This window comes from Lachnospiraceae bacterium JLR.KK002, from assembly GCA_036941025.1.
Classification (GTDB): Bacteria; Bacillota; Clostridia; order Lachnospirales; family Lachnospiraceae; genus Petralouisia.
On the sequence record JAYMNP010000001.1, the window covers coordinates 3,663,025 to 3,678,720 of the forward strand.

16 protein-coding genes are annotated in these 15,696 nt (G+C 48.2%); 14 read left to right on the top strand and 2 right to left on the bottom strand.

The features are described from left to right. The first annotated feature begins 40 nt into the window (after positions 1 to 40). From atpE to atpC, 7 genes are all read left to right on the top strand, one after another. Complete coding sequence (gene atpE, locus VSQ32_17865) at positions 41 to 298, top strand: ATP synthase F0 subunit C (GenBank protein ID MEH2944655.1); 258 nt, start codon at positions 41 to 43, stop codon at positions 296 to 298. A 55-nt stretch (positions 299 to 353) separates the two neighbouring features. Further along, complete coding sequence (gene atpF, locus VSQ32_17870; protein MEH2944656.1) at positions 354 to 869, top strand: F0F1 ATP synthase subunit B; 516 nt, start codon at positions 354 to 356, stop codon at positions 867 to 869. Further along, on the top strand, positions 857 to 1,423 hold the full coding sequence (gene atpH, locus VSQ32_17875) for an ATP synthase F1 subunit delta (GenBank protein ID MEH2944657.1): 567 nt from the start codon (positions 857 to 859) through the stop codon (positions 1,421 to 1,423). Before atpF ends, atpH begins: the two co-directional genes overlap by 13 nt. Next, positions 1,420 to 2,925, top strand: a complete 1,506-nt coding sequence (atpA, locus tag VSQ32_17880) for a F0F1 ATP synthase subunit alpha (GenBank protein ID MEH2944658.1) — start codon at positions 1,420 to 1,422, stop codon at positions 2,923 to 2,925. Before atpH ends, atpA begins: the two co-directional genes overlap by 4 nt. A gap of 17 nt (positions 2,926 to 2,942) precedes the next feature. Continuing rightward, a complete protein-coding gene (atpG, locus tag VSQ32_17885; GenBank protein ID MEH2944659.1) occupies positions 2,943 to 3,800 on the top strand; it encodes an ATP synthase F1 subunit gamma in 858 nt (285 codons plus the stop codon). 285 nt (positions 3,801 to 4,085) lie between these two features. Continuing rightward, the gene (atpD, locus tag VSQ32_17890) at positions 4,086 to 5,477 is read left to right on the top strand and encodes a F0F1 ATP synthase subunit beta (GenBank protein MEH2944660.1); all 1,392 of its coding nucleotides are present in this window, start codon (positions 4,086 to 4,088) and stop codon (positions 5,475 to 5,477) included. A 12-nt stretch (positions 5,478 to 5,489) separates the two neighbouring features. Beyond that, positions 5,490 to 5,897: an ATP synthase F1 subunit epsilon gene (gene atpC, locus VSQ32_17895; protein MEH2944661.1), complete on the top strand. Its 408-nt coding sequence runs from the start codon at positions 5,490 to 5,492 to the stop codon at positions 5,895 to 5,897. A gap of 28 nt (positions 5,898 to 5,925) precedes the next feature. Here the strand turns inward: atpC and VSQ32_17900 are convergent, their stop codons facing one another. Together VSQ32_17900 and VSQ32_17905 are read right to left on the bottom strand one after the other, a co-directional pair. Beyond that, complete coding sequence (locus tag VSQ32_17900; GenBank protein ID MEH2944662.1) at positions 5,926 to 7,773, bottom strand: hypothetical protein; 1,848 nt, start codon at positions 7,771 to 7,773, stop codon at positions 5,926 to 5,928. A gap of 65 nt (positions 7,774 to 7,838) precedes the next feature. Then, positions 7,839 to 9,536 (bottom strand): ATP-binding protein, encoded by a 1,698-nt coding sequence (locus VSQ32_17905; protein ID MEH2944663.1) that lies wholly within the window; start codon positions 9,534 to 9,536, stop codon positions 7,839 to 7,841. Between the two features lie 346 nt (positions 9,537 to 9,882). On the opposite strand from VSQ32_17905, the gene VSQ32_17910 reads away from it, so the two are divergent. From VSQ32_17910 to VSQ32_17940, 7 genes are all read left to right on the top strand, one after another. Then, complete coding sequence (locus tag VSQ32_17910) at positions 9,883 to 10,512, top strand: hypothetical protein (protein ID MEH2944664.1); 630 nt, start codon at positions 9,883 to 9,885, stop codon at positions 10,510 to 10,512. 21 nt (positions 10,513 to 10,533) lie between these two features. Then, positions 10,534 to 11,016: an RNA polymerase sigma factor gene (locus VSQ32_17915; GenBank protein ID MEH2944665.1), complete on the top strand. Its 483-nt coding sequence runs from the start codon at positions 10,534 to 10,536 to the stop codon at positions 11,014 to 11,016. Further along, a complete protein-coding gene (locus tag VSQ32_17920) occupies positions 11,009 to 11,803 on the top strand; it encodes a hypothetical protein (GenBank protein ID MEH2944666.1) in 795 nt (264 codons plus the stop codon). Before VSQ32_17915 ends, VSQ32_17920 begins: the two co-directional genes overlap by 8 nt. A 75-nt stretch (positions 11,804 to 11,878) precedes the next feature. Next, positions 11,879 to 12,451 (top strand): biotin transporter BioY, encoded by a 573-nt coding sequence (locus tag VSQ32_17925; GenBank protein MEH2944667.1) that lies wholly within the window; start codon positions 11,879 to 11,881, stop codon positions 12,449 to 12,451. A 42-nt stretch (positions 12,452 to 12,493) separates the two neighbouring features. After that, positions 12,494 to 13,462: a biotin synthase BioB gene (bioB, locus tag VSQ32_17930; protein MEH2944668.1), complete on the top strand. Its 969-nt coding sequence runs from the start codon at positions 12,494 to 12,496 to the stop codon at positions 13,460 to 13,462. Continuing rightward, positions 13,459 to 14,145, top strand: coding sequence for a dethiobiotin synthase (gene bioD, locus VSQ32_17935; protein MEH2944669.1), 687 nt, complete (start codon positions 13,459 to 13,461; stop codon positions 14,143 to 14,145). Before bioB ends, bioD begins: the two co-directional genes overlap by 4 nt. Before the next feature lie 147 nt (positions 14,146 to 14,292). Continuing rightward, positions 14,293 to 15,465: an amidohydrolase gene (locus VSQ32_17940; protein ID MEH2944670.1), complete on the top strand. Its 1,173-nt coding sequence runs from the start codon at positions 14,293 to 14,295 to the stop codon at positions 15,463 to 15,465. Positions 15,466 to 15,696 lie beyond the last annotated feature (231 nt).

Here is a 15,696-nt window from a genome sequence, read left to right on the forward strand (position 1 = left end):
AATGAAATAATTATAAGAAAACGCAAGGAGGAAAAATCTTATGGATAACATTACAGGAGCAGAATTAATCAGAGCTTGTTCAGCAATCGGTGCAGGTCTTGCGGTTATCGCAGGTATCGGACCTGGTATTGGACAGGGTATCGCAGCAGGACATGCGGCATCCGCAGTAGGAAGAAATCCGGGAGCAAAATCAGACATTACTTCTACCATGCTTTTAGGTCAGGCGGTAGCGGAGACAACCGGTCTGTATGGTTTGCTGGTTGCAATCCTTCTGATGTTTGTGCAGCCGTTAAAATAAGGGCATCCCTTAATGTGCAGAAAGCAGCACAAATCAGATGAAAGGAGGACAGGCCTTGGAACAGTTATTTGGCTTAAATCCGCAGCTTTTGCATGACACGGTTCTCTCGATTCTTGCCATATTGTTTCTGTTTACCTTAATGTCTTATCTGCTGTTTAATCCGGCAAAGAAGATGTTGAAGGACAGACAGGACCGCATTAAGAATGATATTGACACCGCAAAGAAGGACAGGGAAGAAGCTGCTGCTGTCAAAGCGGAATATGATGCAAAAATCAGAGGAATCGAAAAAGAAGCTGAGGAAATCTTAAGTGAGGCCCGCCAGAAAGCCCTGAAAAATGAAACCAGGATTGTAGATGAGGCGAAGGAAGAAGCTGCCCGTATCATAAAACGTGCCAACGAAGAAGCATTGCTGGAGAAGAAACGTATTATGGACGAGGCAAAACAGGAAATGATTACCATTGCTTCCATGATGGCAGGCAAGGTAGTGACAGCCTCCATTGATACATCCATTCAGGACGCGCTGGTGGAGGAGACATTGAAGGAAATAGGTGAGAGCACATGGCAAAGCTAGTATCCAAAACATATGGGGATGCACTGTTTGAGCTTGCTGTGGAATCTGGTCAGGTGGATGAAATGTTGGAAGAAGCAAGAAGCATACAGCAGATTCTTCGTGAAGACAACGAGCTTTCCAAACTGATGAATCACCCGAAAATCGTAAAAGAAGAAAAAATAGAGATTCTGGAACGGATTTTTAAGGGCAGAGCCCATGATGAAATCACCGGGCTTATGCGTCTGCTTGTTTCCAGGGGTCACTATGGTGAAATGGAATCTGTATTCACATATTTCATTGACCAGGTAAAGGAATATAAAAACATCGGCACTGCTTATGTGACTGCACCCATGCCGCTTGCAGACAGTCAGAAAGAGCAGATTAAGCAGAAATTACTGGAAACCACCCGCTATGTGGAATTTGAAATGCATTACGATGTGGATGAAAGTTTAATCGGCGGCATGGTAATTCGGATTGGTGACAGAGTGGTGGACAGCAGTGTGAAACATAAACTGCAGAGCCTTACCAGGGAATTATCAAAAATACAGTTGAAAGTAGGTGAATGCGCTCCATGAATTTAAAACCGGAGGAAATAAGTTCAGTTATAAAAGAGCAGGTGAAACGGTATGCGTCTCAGCTTGAAGTATCGGACGTCGGTACGGTAATTCAGGTGGCAGACGGAATTGCCCGTATTCACGGTCTTGAAAATGCCATGCAGGGCGAGTTATTGGAATTTCCCGGAGAAGTCTATGGAATGGTATTGAACCTGGAAGAAGATAATGTGGGCGCCGTATTGCTGGGCGACCATAAGAATATCAATGAAGGGGATACCGTTAAGACAACGGGAAGAGTGGTTGAGGTTCCGGTAGGCGACGCCATGACCGGACGCGTAGTCAACGCACTGGGACAGCCCATCGACGGAAAGGGCCCCATTGAAACCACAAAATTCAGACAGATAGAAAGAGTGGCATCCGGTGTTATCTCCAGAAAGTCCGTAGATACACCGCTGCAGACAGGTATTAAGGCTATTGACTCCATGGTGCCTATCGGACGGGGACAGCGTGAGCTGATCATCGGAGACCGCCAGACGGGAAAAACAGCCATTGCGGTGGATACCATTATTAACCAGAAGGGACAGGGTGTAAAATGTATTTACGTTGCCATTGGACAGAAGGCTTCTACCGTTGCAACTATTGTAAAGACATTTGAAGAGTTTGGCGCTATGGACTATACCACCGTGGTTGCTTCCACTGCCAGCGAGCTGGCTCCCTTACAGTATATTGCACCATATGCAGGATGTGCGATTGGTGAGGAGTGGATGGAAAAAGGCGAGGATGTGCTGGTTGTCTATGATGACCTGAGCAAACATGCTACCGCATACCGTACCCTTTCCCTGCTTCTGAGACGTCCGCCCGGACGTGAGGCGTATCCCGGAGACGTATTTTACCTGCACTCCAGGCTGCTGGAACGTGCGGCCAGATTATCTGAAAAATTAGGAGGCGGTTCTCTGACAGCACTGCCCATTATTGAGACACAGGCAGGAGACGTTTCCGCCTATATTCCCACGAATGTAATTTCCATTACAGACGGTCAGATTTATCTGGAAACAGAAATGTTCAACGCAGGTTTCCGCCCGGCAATCAATGCGGGTCTGTCCGTATCGCGAGTAGGCGGTTCCGCACAGATTAAGGCTATGAAGAAGATTGCGGCTCCCATCCGTGTGGAGCTGGCACAGTACCGTGAGCTGGCAGCATTTGCTCAGTTCGGCTCTGAACTGGATGCGGATACTACGGAGAAGCTGGCACAGGGTGAAAGAATCCGTGAAATGTTAAAGCAGCCTCAGTACAGACCCATGCCGGTAGAATATCAGGTTATGATTATTTATGCGGCTACGAAGAAATATCTTCTGGATGTACCTGTGGAATCCATTCTCAGATTCGAGCAGGAGCTGTTTGAATTTGTGGATACCAAATATCCGGAAATTCCGGAATCAATCCGCAGAGATAAAGAAATCAAAGAAGAAACGGAAACCGTACTTGTAAAAGCCATTGAGGAATGTAAGGCACAATTTAAGTAGACGGGTGGTGAATGTTTATGGCGTCCATGAGGGACATTAAAAGAAGAAAAGGCAGCATACAAAGTACGCAGCAAATCACAAAAGCCATGAAGCTCGTTTCTACCGTTAAACTGCAGAAAGCGAAAAACCGTGCGGAGCAGTCCAATCCATATTTTAATTACATGTATCAGACTGTAACCTCAATGCTTGCAAGGTCAGGAAATATGAGCCATCCCTATCTGAAAGCGGGAAGCTCTCAGAAGAAAGCAATCATTACCATTGCCTCCAACCGGGGACTGGCCGGCGGATACAATTCCAATATTGTGAAGCTGGTTACCGACAGCGGTATTCCCAGAGAAGAAGCTCAGATTTACATTATCGGGCGTAAGGCGAAGGAATCCCTGCAGCGGAAAGGCTATGAGATGAAGGGGGACTATTCGGACGTAATCGAGGGCCCCACTTATGAAGATGCTTCCGCAATCTGCAAGGAAGTTCTGGGTGCTTTTACCAGAGGGGAAATCGGGGAAATTTACCTTGCATATACCCATTTTAAAAATACCGTCAGCCATGAACCCACTCTGATGAAATTGCTTCCGGTGGAATTTGACGAAGCAGAACTGAAAGAGGCGGACAGCAATGTGCTGATGAATTATGAGCCCAATGAGGAAGAGGCACTGGATTTAATTATACCCAAGTACATGACAAGCCTTTTCTATGGTGCGCTGGTGGAAGCGGTTGCCAGTGAAAACGGCGCCAGAATGCAGGCGATGGATTCCGCAACAAGCAATGCAGAAGAAATGATCAGTGATTTGACATTGAAATATAACAGAGCGCGTCAGGGCTCTATTACACAGGAGCTGACAGAGATTATTGCCGGCGCCGAGGCCATATCTTAAAGCGCAAAGCGCTTTAAGAACATGGCCTGTTTATCGCAGGCTGCCTCAAAGGAAGAAGCCGCGGAGGCGGCGAGGCAGCCGCGGGCAGAAGTGCCGGTAAGGCACTTCTGATATGAAATCAGGCTGAGGGAAACAGAAGTCTGAGGGATTATCGCAGGCCGGGCCAGAGGAAGAAGCTGCCGGAGGCGGCGAGGCAGCCGCGGGCAGAAGTGCCGGTAAGGCACTTCTGATATGAAATCAGGCTGAGGTGAAATTCAGCCATCAACAATTTTAAGGAGTGAAATTATGGCAGATAAGAATATAGGTAAAATCACTCAGATTATCGGTGCTGTTTTGGATATCAAGTTTTCTGAAGGCAGCCTGCCGGAAATCAACGAAGCAATCAATATTCCGCTGGAAGGCGGAAAGCGTCTGGTTGTGGAGGTTTCTCAGCATCTGGGTGATGATACGGTAAGGTGTATTGCCATGGGTTCTACAGACGGACTGGTCCGGGGCATGGATGCGGAAGCAACGGGAGCCTCTATTACCATTCCGGTTGGCGAGCAGACACTGGGACGTATGTTCAATGTGCTGGGCGAGCCCATTGACGAAGTAGCGCCGCCGAAAAATGTGGAATACATGCCGATTCACAGAAAAGCTCCCACATTTGAGGAACAGGCTACTTCCACGGAAATGCTGGAGACCGGTATCAAAGTCGTTGACCTGCTCTGCCCCTACCAGAAAGGTGGAAAGATTGGTCTGTTCGGCGGAGCCGGCGTGGGCAAAACCGTGCTGATTCAGGAATTAATCCATAACATTGCCACAGAGCATGACGGATACTCCGTATTTACCGGCGTAGGTGAGAGAACACGTGAAGGAAACGACCTTTACTATGAAATGAAAGAGTCCGGGGTTATTGACAAGACCTGTATGGTGTTCGGACAGATGAACGAGCCCCCTGGAGCACGTATGCGTGTAGGCCTGACAGGACTTACCATGGCAGAGTATTTCCGTGACAAAGGCGGAAAAGACGTGCTGCTGTTTATTGATAATATTTTCCGTTTTACCCAGGCAGGTTCCGAGGTGTCCGCACTGCTGGGACGTATGCCTTCCGCCGTAGGTTATCAGCCTACGCTGCAGACAGAAATGGGTGCTTTGCAGGAGCGTATCACTTCTACAAAGAACGGTTCCATTACTTCCGTACAGGCAGTTTATGTACCGGCGGATGACCTGACAGACCCGGCTCCCGCAACTACATTTGCCCATCTGGACGCAACTACCACATTATCCCGTTCTATTGCGGAGCTTGGTATTTACCCGGCGGTGGATCCGCTGGATTCCACCTCGCGTATTCTGGACCCCCGTGTGGTAGGACAGGAGCATTTTGAAGTGGCCCGCGGCGTGCAGGAGATTTTACAGAGATACAAGGAACTGCAGGATATCATTGCAATCCTCGGTATGGACGAGCTGTCGGAAGACGATAAGCTGGTGGTAAACCGCGCAAGAAAAGTACAGAGATTCCTGTCTCAGCCTTTCTTTGTGGCAACTCAGTTTACCGGAATGGACGGAAAATATGTGCCTATTGCAGAAACCCTCAGAGGATTTAAGGAAATTCTGGAAGGAAAACATGACGATGTTCCGGAAGGCCATTTCCTGAATGCAGGATCAATTGATGAAGTTCGCGCCCGCATGAAATAGGGGGGTGAGCACATGGCAGAGGAAAATAAATACTTTCAGTTGGAAATCATCACGCCGGACCGTGTGTTATACAAAGGGGAAGCCTCCATGGTGGAATTCACTTCCGTGGACGGAGAGATGGGTGTATACAAACACCATATCCCTCTGACTACCGTACTGGCTCCCGGAATTGTAACCATTACAGAAGCGGACGGCAAAAAAGAAGCGGCAGTCCATGCAGGCTTTGTGCAGATTCTGGGAGAAAAAGTAACGTTTCTTGCGGAAATTGCCGAATGGCCCGACGAGATTGACGTGAACCGGGCACAGGCGGCCAAAGCCCGTGCGGAAGAACGTCTCCGCAGCCATGGTGCGGAAGTGGACGTAGCCCGTGCGGAAATTGCGCTGAAAAAAGCACTGGTTCGTATTGATGTGAAACAGTAAAAAAACAGGGGCTGCGGCCCCTGTTTTTTTACTGTTTCATTCCGTCATAAATCTGCTTCCAGGCCTCCCGGCGTCCTTCGGAAAAAGAACGTTCAATCTGTCCGGCAATTTTTTCCTCTCTCAGCCGGGCAGTCAGAAGGGGAGAGAACCGCTTGCCCTCCAGCCCAAGAGCTGTCTCAACGGCTTCGTCAAAAGTCTTGTCAAATCCCATATACAGACACTGCATATCCGTAACGTCATGGAGCCAGTCAATCAGGCCGATAATATCTGTCATCTGACGGTACTGGCATTCCAGCCGGTGATAGGAATCCGGATATCCATGAGTACAGTCGTACCAGGAATGATGTCCGTGAGCAATGGCTGCATAAGGCCGGGTAGATTCCCTGGCAGACAGGGCTGCCTCCCCCGCCAGCGTGTGAAGGTGAGCCATTTCATATTCTTCTTCAAACCACTGGCGTCCTGCCTGGGAATACAGATTGATGAAGTTCACTTTGCCCACATCATGCAGCATACCGGCTTCCATGGCATAATTCAGAATGCGCTGTTTCTTTTCTTCCGAGTCAGAAATTTCCCGGAACATGTCAATATCGTCGAAAAACTCCGGTTCTTCTTCCAGAATTATCCCGCAGAGGGTAACCGCGCCTTTACCCACAATCCAGGAATGAACAAAGATTTCCGGTGCAAAACGCATCAGAATTTTCATCAGAAAATCTTTATAGGATATACTGTTTCCGGTTTCCAGAAAGGTGGCGGAAAGCTGACGGAGATAGAGGAACAGGGCCTCATTCTGAAAGTCCTCCGGAACAGAATCCACATACTTTAAAATCCGGTGATAAAGGCTTTCGAGATATTCCGTCCGTTTTGGAATCCGTTCCGGATAATCAGTTAAATACTGACAGTAAAAAGCAGGCAGAGAAATGATGCCATACATGCTGTCTGTGGAAAAATCAGTCAAATCTGTTTTATCCATTAAAAGTTCCATTTTATTCAAAAGGCCGTCCAGAGTGTTCAGCCCGCAGTAATATTCTATGGCATAATAGGCGAAACGTGGCCGGATGGGAGGGGGTTCATTCCGGGAAGCAGCCTCCTGAAACCTCCGCTCATGGACAATATAGACAGATTCCATAATATCGGTCACGTCCTCGGAAGTCATGGTGGCTTCCCTGCTGTGGGAAATGCTGGCCGCCATCTGCTGATGGGTCAGGTAAATGTATTTATCCCAGGGGAGATCCGGAGCCTTTTTCTGGTATTCCTTATCCTGCAGAATCTCCAGAGTACGCTTTATCATACGGATTTTTTCACTGGCAGACTTAAATTTCCCCAGGGACATATTCGCACGGGAACGCAGAATATAGCCCCGTGTCTCCGTATCGTCAATTTCATCATAATATTTCAGGTAAGCGGCTGCTTCTGTAAAACAGAGCCGCATCTGAGAAGTATATTTTTCCGTGATGGAAAGGTCAAGTCCCACCAGCTTGTTGCACTGGTTGTTGTGGGCCATACCCAGCCAGTATAATTCCCGAATCATGGCATTTCGGTCTCTGGTCAGCCGGGCAAGGGTAAGCAGCGCTTTGTGAATCTGGCAGAAAAGCCCTGCATCCAGCGCGTCTTTGTTATTTCCGGATAAAAGTGCGTCTGCAAAGTCCTGCAGCTCCTGCAGTTTATCTTCACCGGCGTTATGTATATGATCCAGAACCGGGAAAAGTTCTCCCCGCAGCAATTCCATATTACGCTTTATTTTCTGCTCTGCCCGCATACGGTCCCGGAGGACTTCCTCCAGATATTCGTCAAAAGAGAGGTTTCCCGGATTTTTACGGGTTCTGAGGGCAGAAATATCTTTTAAACTGGCAATATATTCTTCCTGATATGGCTGCATAATCCTTCTACTCTTTTCTGTTATCTGATCAGGGCATCAAAGCAGTGCTTCGGACGTCCTGACCGCTATTTATGTTTCAGTCGGTTGCGTAAAATTTCCTGCAGACGTTCCGGATCTACGGGTTTGGAACAGTGTTCGTTCATTCCGGCTTCCCGCGACAGACGGATATCTTCCACAAAGGCATTTGCAGTCATGGCCACAATCCAGACACTTTCCGCGTCCTTTCTGGAAAGCTGCCTGATTTTTCTGGTAGCTTCATAGCCGTTCAGAACGGGCATCTGAATATCCATGAAGATAACGTCATAATAGCCTTCCGGAGAAGCTGCAAATTTTTCCACAGCCTGGGCGCCGTTGTCGGCCACCTCTGTCTGAACGCCGATGAGGGAGAAAATTTCCACCGCAATTTCCTGATTCAGCTCCACATCCTCTACCAGCAGAATACGGTACTGGCTGTAATCCATGTCAGGGCTGGCGTAGGGGTCTTCTTCCATATCTTCCCGGTTTGTCAGACCGGAAATGGTCTCCAGCAGCCTGCTTTTAAAGAGCGGGCATGGAACGAAAGCATTGATTCCTGCACGGGTGGCCTGATATTCCATCTGGGCCCAGTCTGATTCCGATACCAGAAGAATCGGAAAATCCTGTCCTGCCAGATGGCGTACATGGGAGGCCAGTTCCAGAACCGGCATGTCGTCCAGTTCCTGTCCCAGCAGCATGGCACAGGGCATACGGTTTTCATACTGCTCCTCTGTCAGCCATGTAACCACATCCACGCCGCGCTTCATATGAACCGGCACCAGTCCTCCGTCTTTCAGGTATTCCAGAATCGGGGGCAGCCTGCTTTCCATGTTTTCTGCCACCAGGATTTGCTGCCCTGCCGGGAGATTCAGTTCTTCCCGATTCTGGAGAGCCACCGTAAACGGAAGGGTTACATGGAACGTACTGCCTTTCCCTTCCTGGCTTTCCACCCGAATCTGTCCGTCCATACGGTCTACCAGATTTTTCACAATAGACATGCCAAGGCCGGTTCCTTCGATTTTGCTGGTGGCGGCGTTGGTTACCCTTTCAAAAGGAAGAAAGATTTTCTCCAGAAATTCCTGACTCATGCCCATTCCGTTGTCTTTGCAGACAAAGTCAAACCATACCTGCCTGCGTCCGGTGGAATCCGGCTCTGCGGGCCGCTGCCGGAACTGAATCAGAATTTCTCCTTCTTTTTGAGTGTACTTTACGGCATTTCCGATAATATTAACCAGAATCTGCCGCAGATGAAGGGGATCTCCGATGAGATTTTCTTCCTGAATCAGACCGATTTCTATCTGGAGGTTCTGATTCTTCTGGGCTGCCTGGGGACGTACAATGACGGCAATGTCGTGAACCAGATCCGCCAGAGAAAATTCTTCTTCATTTAAGGAAAGCCGGCCGCTGTCAATACGGGACATATCCAGCACATCATTGACCAGACTCATCAGGTGAGTGGAGGACGTTTTGATTTTGAGAAGGCAGTCCTGCACTCTCGTTTTTTCATCAATATGGGACAGTCCGATGGAGGTCATTCCGATAATTGCATTCATGGGAGTGCGGATATCGTGAGACATATTGGACAGGAAAATACTTTTTGCTCTGTTGGTCTCCTCTGCTTCCTGCAGAGATTTTTCCAGCTCGGCAATACGCTGCTCCAGTTCTGCAATCTTCTGCCGGTTTCGGGCGGAATCTGTTATTCTGTTCTGATTTGAATTTGTTACAGGATAATCTTTGTTTTCGCTCATATTGCTGTTCTCTACACTTTCTGTTTGTGAATTGTTACTGTTCCGTTCCTTCCGGTGTGAGCAGTAACTATGAATCTGCCACGGCTGCTGTGCAGTTTATGCACGGGGCAATATAATATCAACATTATACCATAGAAAATGCAAAGATTCCATACCTGTTATTTTTTCAGATGAAAAACGTAACAGGGAAGCCCGGACTGAAATGTTACTGAAAAACAGTCCGGATTATGTTATAATAAAAATAAAAAATTATTTTGCGGAGATGCAAGAATTTTCCAAAACGTATCGTATTATAAGTAGAAAATAAAAAATGATAATGATTCAGAGAAAATCAGGAGGTCATATTATGAAAAACCGTAAGAAAGCATTGATTGCAGGATTAGCCTGTGCCGCGGTTCTTGGGATTACCATTCCGGCAGCAGCGTTCAGTATGCAGAATCAGGAAGCACCGCTGAAAAAGGAACAGGTGGAGCAGAAGGCGGAAGTAAGACAGTCCGGAGCGGAAGATATGCTGAAACAGGCTGTTCAGACAATCAATGAAAAAGGCGAAGAGGTAACTGAACCGGAAGATGTGATACTGCCCGTGGTGGCGCCGGCAGATGAACCGGAAGACAGCAGCGATGTACCGCCTGCTGAAAATGAAAACAATGACAGCGATGTTCCGGATACGGAAGCGCCGGCAGATGTAACAGAGAATCCGGATGCCGGTACAACAGCGGCTGTCTGTCCTTACTATGTGGACGCCAATGGGGATGGATACTGCGACCACTGCGCCCATAACGGAGCCTGCGGCAATTATACGGATGCCAACGGAGACGGAATCTGCGATTACTGTACTCATAACGGCAGCGGACACTGCGGCAATTATGTTGATACCAACGGAGACGGAATCTGTGACAACTGGAACGGTAACGGCGGCAATGGAAATGGCGGCGGACACCATGGCGACGGACACCATGGAGGACATCACTGGTAAGAAGAACAAAGGGGATACTTTATGCGTGGCGAACAGGAGGTCGAACAGGCAATAGAGACGTACGCCGATATGATACGGAGAATTTGCCTTTTACATCTGAATAACTATGAGGATACGGAGGATGTGCTTCAGGAGGTATTTTTGAAGTATGTCCTCCATTCTGCGGTCTTTGAAAATTCCGAACATGAAAAAGCATGGCTGATTCGGGTGACACTCAATGCCTGTAAAGATTTGAAAAGAAAGCTGTTTCGCCATGGGACGGTGCCGCTGGAAGTGCTTGCAGAGGAAGCTGCCAGTGTGAAGCCGGAGCAGATGGAGATACTGGAGACAGTGCTTGCGCTTCCGGCAAAATACAAGGACGTAATTTATCTCCATTATTATGAAGGGTATACTGCCAGGGAAATAGGAACTATGCTGCATAAAAAAGAAAATACCATATATTCTCTTTTATCGCGGGGACGGGAAATTCTGAAACAGAAGTTAGGAGGTGGCGGCAGTGCATGACGAGATTCGGGAAGCGTTTGGACAGGTACGTGCAACAGAGCAGATGAAACAGTCCGTATCAGAATATCTGAATCAGAACAGGCGGAAAACCGTAAAAGGCTCTATCCGGGTCAGCCTGGCACCGTTGGTTTCGGCCTGTGCCCTTTTGCTGCTCTGCGTCGGAATCGGGAACTGGTATTTTCAGGAAATGCCGGTATCTTATGTGAGCGTGGATGTAAATCCTTCCGTGGAACTGACACTGAACCGCAGAAATCGTGTGACTGCTGCGGAAAGCCGGAATGAAGAAGGGGCGGTTGTTCTGGAACATCTGGAACTGGAGGGAAAGGATTATCTGGAGGCGGTGGAGATGCTGGTAGGAAGCAGGGCCATGCAGAAGTATCTTACGGGAGATGCGGAACTGACGGTTACGGTAGCCTCATCAAAAGCAGAGGAGCTTCTTTCCGGTCTGGAAAACAGCGAAGTAACCACCCATTACCACGGTATGTGCCGGAGCGCCGATATGGACACGGTGAGGTCTGCCCATGAGAATGACATGTCTCTGGGAAAATATCAGATGTATCAGCTTCTCTCCCGGTATAATTCAGAACTGACAGCGGAAGAATGCCAGTCGATTCCCATGTGCCAGCTTGGACGCCTCCTGGCTCAATATGAAAACGGCAGACAGGAAGCGGTGGGAGAAGAAGAACTGACAGAGATGGAATCAGGCTGCGGCCATGAAGGCGGCAGCCACCATAGCGGAAAAGACCATCACGGAAATGGCCACCACAAATGTAAACCAACAAAATAAAATAGTTGACAATTGAAAAAATCCTGTGTATAGTTGTCTCAGAAAGAGAAAAAGAAGAATGCACAGGAGGAAATTATGGGAAAAAAATTAACAGTGAAAGAAATTGTCTGCGGGGGTATGTTCACAGCACTGGTAGCGGCAGGGGCTTTTATTCAGGTTCCGGTACCGGGAATGGACTATTTTACCCTGCAGTTTTTATTTGTATTGCTGGCGGGAATGATACTGGGGTATAAAATGGGGGCAGTCAGCGTAGGCGTATATGTACTGCTGGGGCTGTGCGGTCTGCCGATTTTTGCAGCAGGAGGCGGAATCGCCTATATTTTCCGGCCCAGTTTCGGCTATCTGATGGGATTTATCCTGGCGGCTTTTCTGGTGGGGCTGATTGTGGAAAAATCCGGAATTCGGGGATATGGAAAGTATTTAATTGCAGCCTTTGGAGGTTTCGTGGTTACATATGCAATCGGACTGGTATACAAATATATGATGCTGAATTACTATGTGGGGGAGAAAACAGCTTTTGCCATGGTGCTGGCGGACTGTTTCCCTCTGGACATGCCGGGAGATATGGTGCTCTGTTTTCTGGCAGCAGGACTGGCTGTCCGTCTTGTACCGGCTTCCCGGAGTATTCTGGGTACTCTGGCAGAGTAAAATCCGGAACAGAGATTTCTGACAGTAAAGCGGAGGAGAATTATGGAGAACAGACTTGGAATTCTGAAAGAAAAAGTTTTGAAGGGATATCAGATTTATAAAAAGGAAGCCCTGTTTCTGGCAGAGCAGCCCCTGGAAGAATTGTGCGAAGGAGCCGATGAAATCCGCCGGGCTTTTTGCGGAAACGATTTCGATTTATGTACAATTATCAATGGAAAGAGTGGAAAATGTTCTGAAAACTGCAAATATTGCGCACAGTCTTCTTTTTACCAGACCCATGCGGAGAGCTATCCTCTGCTTGGCACGGAGGAACTGGTAAAACAGGCAGAGTACAACAGCCGGCGAGGCGTACCCAGATATTCCATTGTTACATCCGGAAAAAAACTGAGCAGTGAAGAAGTGGAACAGATTTGCGAGAGTATCCGGCAGATAAAAAAATCAGCGGACATTTCAGTCTGCGTGTCTTTCGGACTGCTGGAAGAAGCAGATTTCCGAAAAATTAAAGCAGCCGGAGCAGAACGGGTACATAATAATCTGGAGGCTTCCGAAAAATATTTTCCGGAAGTCTGTACCACCCACACCTGGCAGGATAAGATTCAGGCGCTGGAAGCTGCAGGAGCGGCCGGACTGAGTGTCTGCAGCGGTGGTATTATGGGGCTGGGAGAAACCATGGAAGACCGTATTGACCTGGCACTGGCTCTGCGGAATCTGGGGGTAAATTCCATTCCGGTCAATATGCTGAATCCCATTCCGGGCACTCCGTATGAAAAAAATCCCCGGCTTACGGAAGATGATATGTGCCGGATTGTGGCGGTGTTCCGTTTTATTCTGCCGGAATCATTTATCCGCCTGGCGGGAGGCAGAGGACTGATGGCTGACCAGGGAAGGGAATGTTTCCGGTCCGGCGCAAATGCGGCTATTACGGGTGATATGCTGACCACAGCGGGAATCACCATCCAAAAGGATATGGAAATGCTGAAAGAACTGGGCTATCAGGTGGCAAAGGTATGAGCAGGGGAATCTTTATAACCGGAACAGGTACGGATGTGGGAAAGACTTACATTACTGCCCTGCTGGTAAAAATTTTGCAGGAAGCAGGTGTGAAAGGGGCATATTATAAAGCAGCGGTCAGCGGAAATGAGCGAGACAGCCAGGGAAGGCTTATACCCGGAGATGCAGACTGGGTAAAAACTGTTTCCGGGATTGCCCAGCCACTGGAATCCATGGTTCCCTATATTTACGAGCAGGCGGTTTCTCCGCACCTGGCAGCTGTTCAGGAAGGAAATCCGATGGAACGCTCCGTGGTATGCCGGAGGTATGAAGCATTGTGCCGGGAATACGACTACATTACCATGGAGGGCAGCGGAGGGATTCTGTGTCCGTTGCGTCAGGAGGCAGGAAATGAACTGTGGCTGGAGGATATTATCAGGGAACTTCGGCTTCCCTGTCTGGTAGTTGCAGACGCAGGTCTGGGCACCATTAACCATACCATACTGACCCTGGAATACCTGAAAATGAGAAAGATTGAGGCAAAAGGTGTGATTTTGAACCATTTCCACCCGGAGAATGCAATGGAGCAGGACAACCGCAGAGTCATAGAACGCCGCGGAAAAGTCCCGGTTCTTGCGTGTGTGCCGGATTATGGGGAAAGTCTGGATATACAGGCAGAAAAGCTGATGGGTCTGTATCAATAATAAGGGATTTAACCTGAGTACAAAAAAATGCGTATTGGGTGACAATTGTGGTATAATATGTACGGAAGAAACCTGAGTGCAAAAGACGTGTACTGCATGGTAATTGTGATACAATAATATGTAAAAACCCTTCAGGAGGAATGCAACATGAAACATACCATATTAATAAAACAGGGAACTGTTCACGATGGGATTCACAGAGAACCATATGTGGCGGATATTCTGGTGGAAAAGGGGAAAATCACCAGAATTGAGCCCGCACTGGAAAAAGAAGAATTTCAGGATATCCAGGTGCTGGATGCGTCAGGCCTTGAGGTATATCCTGGTTTTGTGGAGGCCCACTGCCATCTGGGGCTGGACGGCTATGCCATTGGATTTGAAGGTGCGGATTATAATGAAATGACAGATTCCGTTACCCCTCAGCTCTCCGCAGTGGACGGGCTGAATCCCCAGGATGAAAGTATCCGCCTTGCAATGGAAGGCGGCGTAACCTGCGTGGCTTCAGGGCCGGGAAGTTCCAACGTGCTGGGAGGAACCTTTACGGTATACAAAACCACAGGAAAACGAATTGACGATATGGTAATAAAAGAAAAAGCAGCCATGAAATGCGCATTCGGGGAGAATCCCAAACGCTGTTACAAGGACAAGGATATTTATTCGCGGATGACCACTGCTTCCATATTGCGGATTATGCTGGAAAAAACCGGAGAATATATGAAAAGAAAAGAGGCGGCGGGAGATGATGTACTGAAACAGCCTGCCTGGGACGCCAAACTGGAAGCGCTGATTCCTGTTCTGAAAGGGGAACTGCCTCTGAAAGCCCATGCCCACCAGGCAAATGATATTTATACCGCTATCCGTATTGCAAAAGAATTTCAGGTGGGCCTTACCATTGACCATTGCACGGACGGTTCTCTGATTGCGGAAGACCTGGCAAAAGAAGGATATCCTGTGGCAGTAGGCCCCACACTGACCCATGCCAGCAAATTTGAATTGAAAAATAAGAGTTTCGAGACGCCGGGAGATCTGGCCAGAGCAGGCTGTCAGGTGTCCATTATCACCGATTCCCCGGTGATTCCCCAGCAGTATCTGGCCCTTTGCGCAGGCCTTGCAGTGAAATCCGGAATGGATGAATTTGACGCTTTGCAGGCAATCACAATCAATGCGGCAAAACATATCGGCGTGGATGACAGGACGGGTTCTCTGGAAGCCGGTAAGGACGGAGATATTGTAATTGCAGACGGCAATCCCATGGTATCGGATACAAATATAGAATATGTGCTGATTGACGGGAATATCACATATCAGGAACATGACTGATTTCTGCAGATGAACGGTTCCCTGAAAATGGACGGAAGGAAAGCGTTGCCAAAAGGCAACGCTTTTTGGGGGAGTAAATTTATGAAATGTTTCATGGGGTGCCACATCTTGGGCGGTGGCACCGATATATGTAAGATAACTTTCTGTATATGGAAGTTATATTGTTGTTTGTCGAAGCTGATAACGGTGCGCGCCTGTCTGAGCTATCAACTTCATTTGATATACTGAGTA

Bases quoted from the DNA above. Each gene is read 5' to 3' on its own strand.
- atpE (MEH2944655.1), top strand. From the start codon at position 41: ATGGATAACATTACAGGAGCAGAATTAATCAGAGCTTGTTCAGCAATC.
- atpH (MEH2944657.1), top strand. From the start codon at position 857: ATGGCAAAGCTAGTATCCAAAACATATGGGGATGCACTGTTTGAGCTT.
- atpA (MEH2944658.1), top strand. From the start codon at position 1,420: ATGAATTTAAAACCGGAGGAAATAAGTTCAGTTATAAAAGAGCAGGTG.
- atpG (MEH2944659.1), top strand. From the start codon at position 2,943: ATGGCGTCCATGAGGGACATTAAAAGAAGAAAAGGCAGCATACAAAGT.
- atpD (MEH2944660.1), top strand. From the start codon at position 4,086: ATGGCAGATAAGAATATAGGTAAAATCACTCAGATTATCGGTGCTGTT.
- atpC (MEH2944661.1), top strand. From the start codon at position 5,490: ATGGCAGAGGAAAATAAATACTTTCAGTTGGAAATCATCACGCCGGAC.
- VSQ32_17900 (MEH2944662.1), bottom strand. From the start codon at position 7,773: ATGCAGCCATATCAGGAAGAATATATTGCCAGTTTAAAAGATATTTCT.
- VSQ32_17905 (MEH2944663.1), bottom strand. From the start codon at position 9,536: ATGAGCGAAAACAAAGATTATCCTGTAACAAATTCAAATCAGAACAGA.
- VSQ32_17910 (MEH2944664.1), top strand. From the start codon at position 9,883: ATGAAAAACCGTAAGAAAGCATTGATTGCAGGATTAGCCTGTGCCGCG.
- VSQ32_17915 (MEH2944665.1), top strand. From the start codon at position 10,534: ATGCGTGGCGAACAGGAGGTCGAACAGGCAATAGAGACGTACGCCGAT.
- VSQ32_17925 (MEH2944667.1), top strand. From the start codon at position 11,879: ATGGGAAAAAAATTAACAGTGAAAGAAATTGTCTGCGGGGGTATGTTC.
- bioB (MEH2944668.1), top strand. From the start codon at position 12,494: ATGGAGAACAGACTTGGAATTCTGAAAGAAAAAGTTTTGAAGGGATAT.
- bioD (MEH2944669.1), top strand. From the start codon at position 13,459: ATGAGCAGGGGAATCTTTATAACCGGAACAGGTACGGATGTGGGAAAG.
- VSQ32_17940 (MEH2944670.1), top strand. From the start codon at position 14,293: ATGAAACATACCATATTAATAAAACAGGGAACTGTTCACGATGGGATT.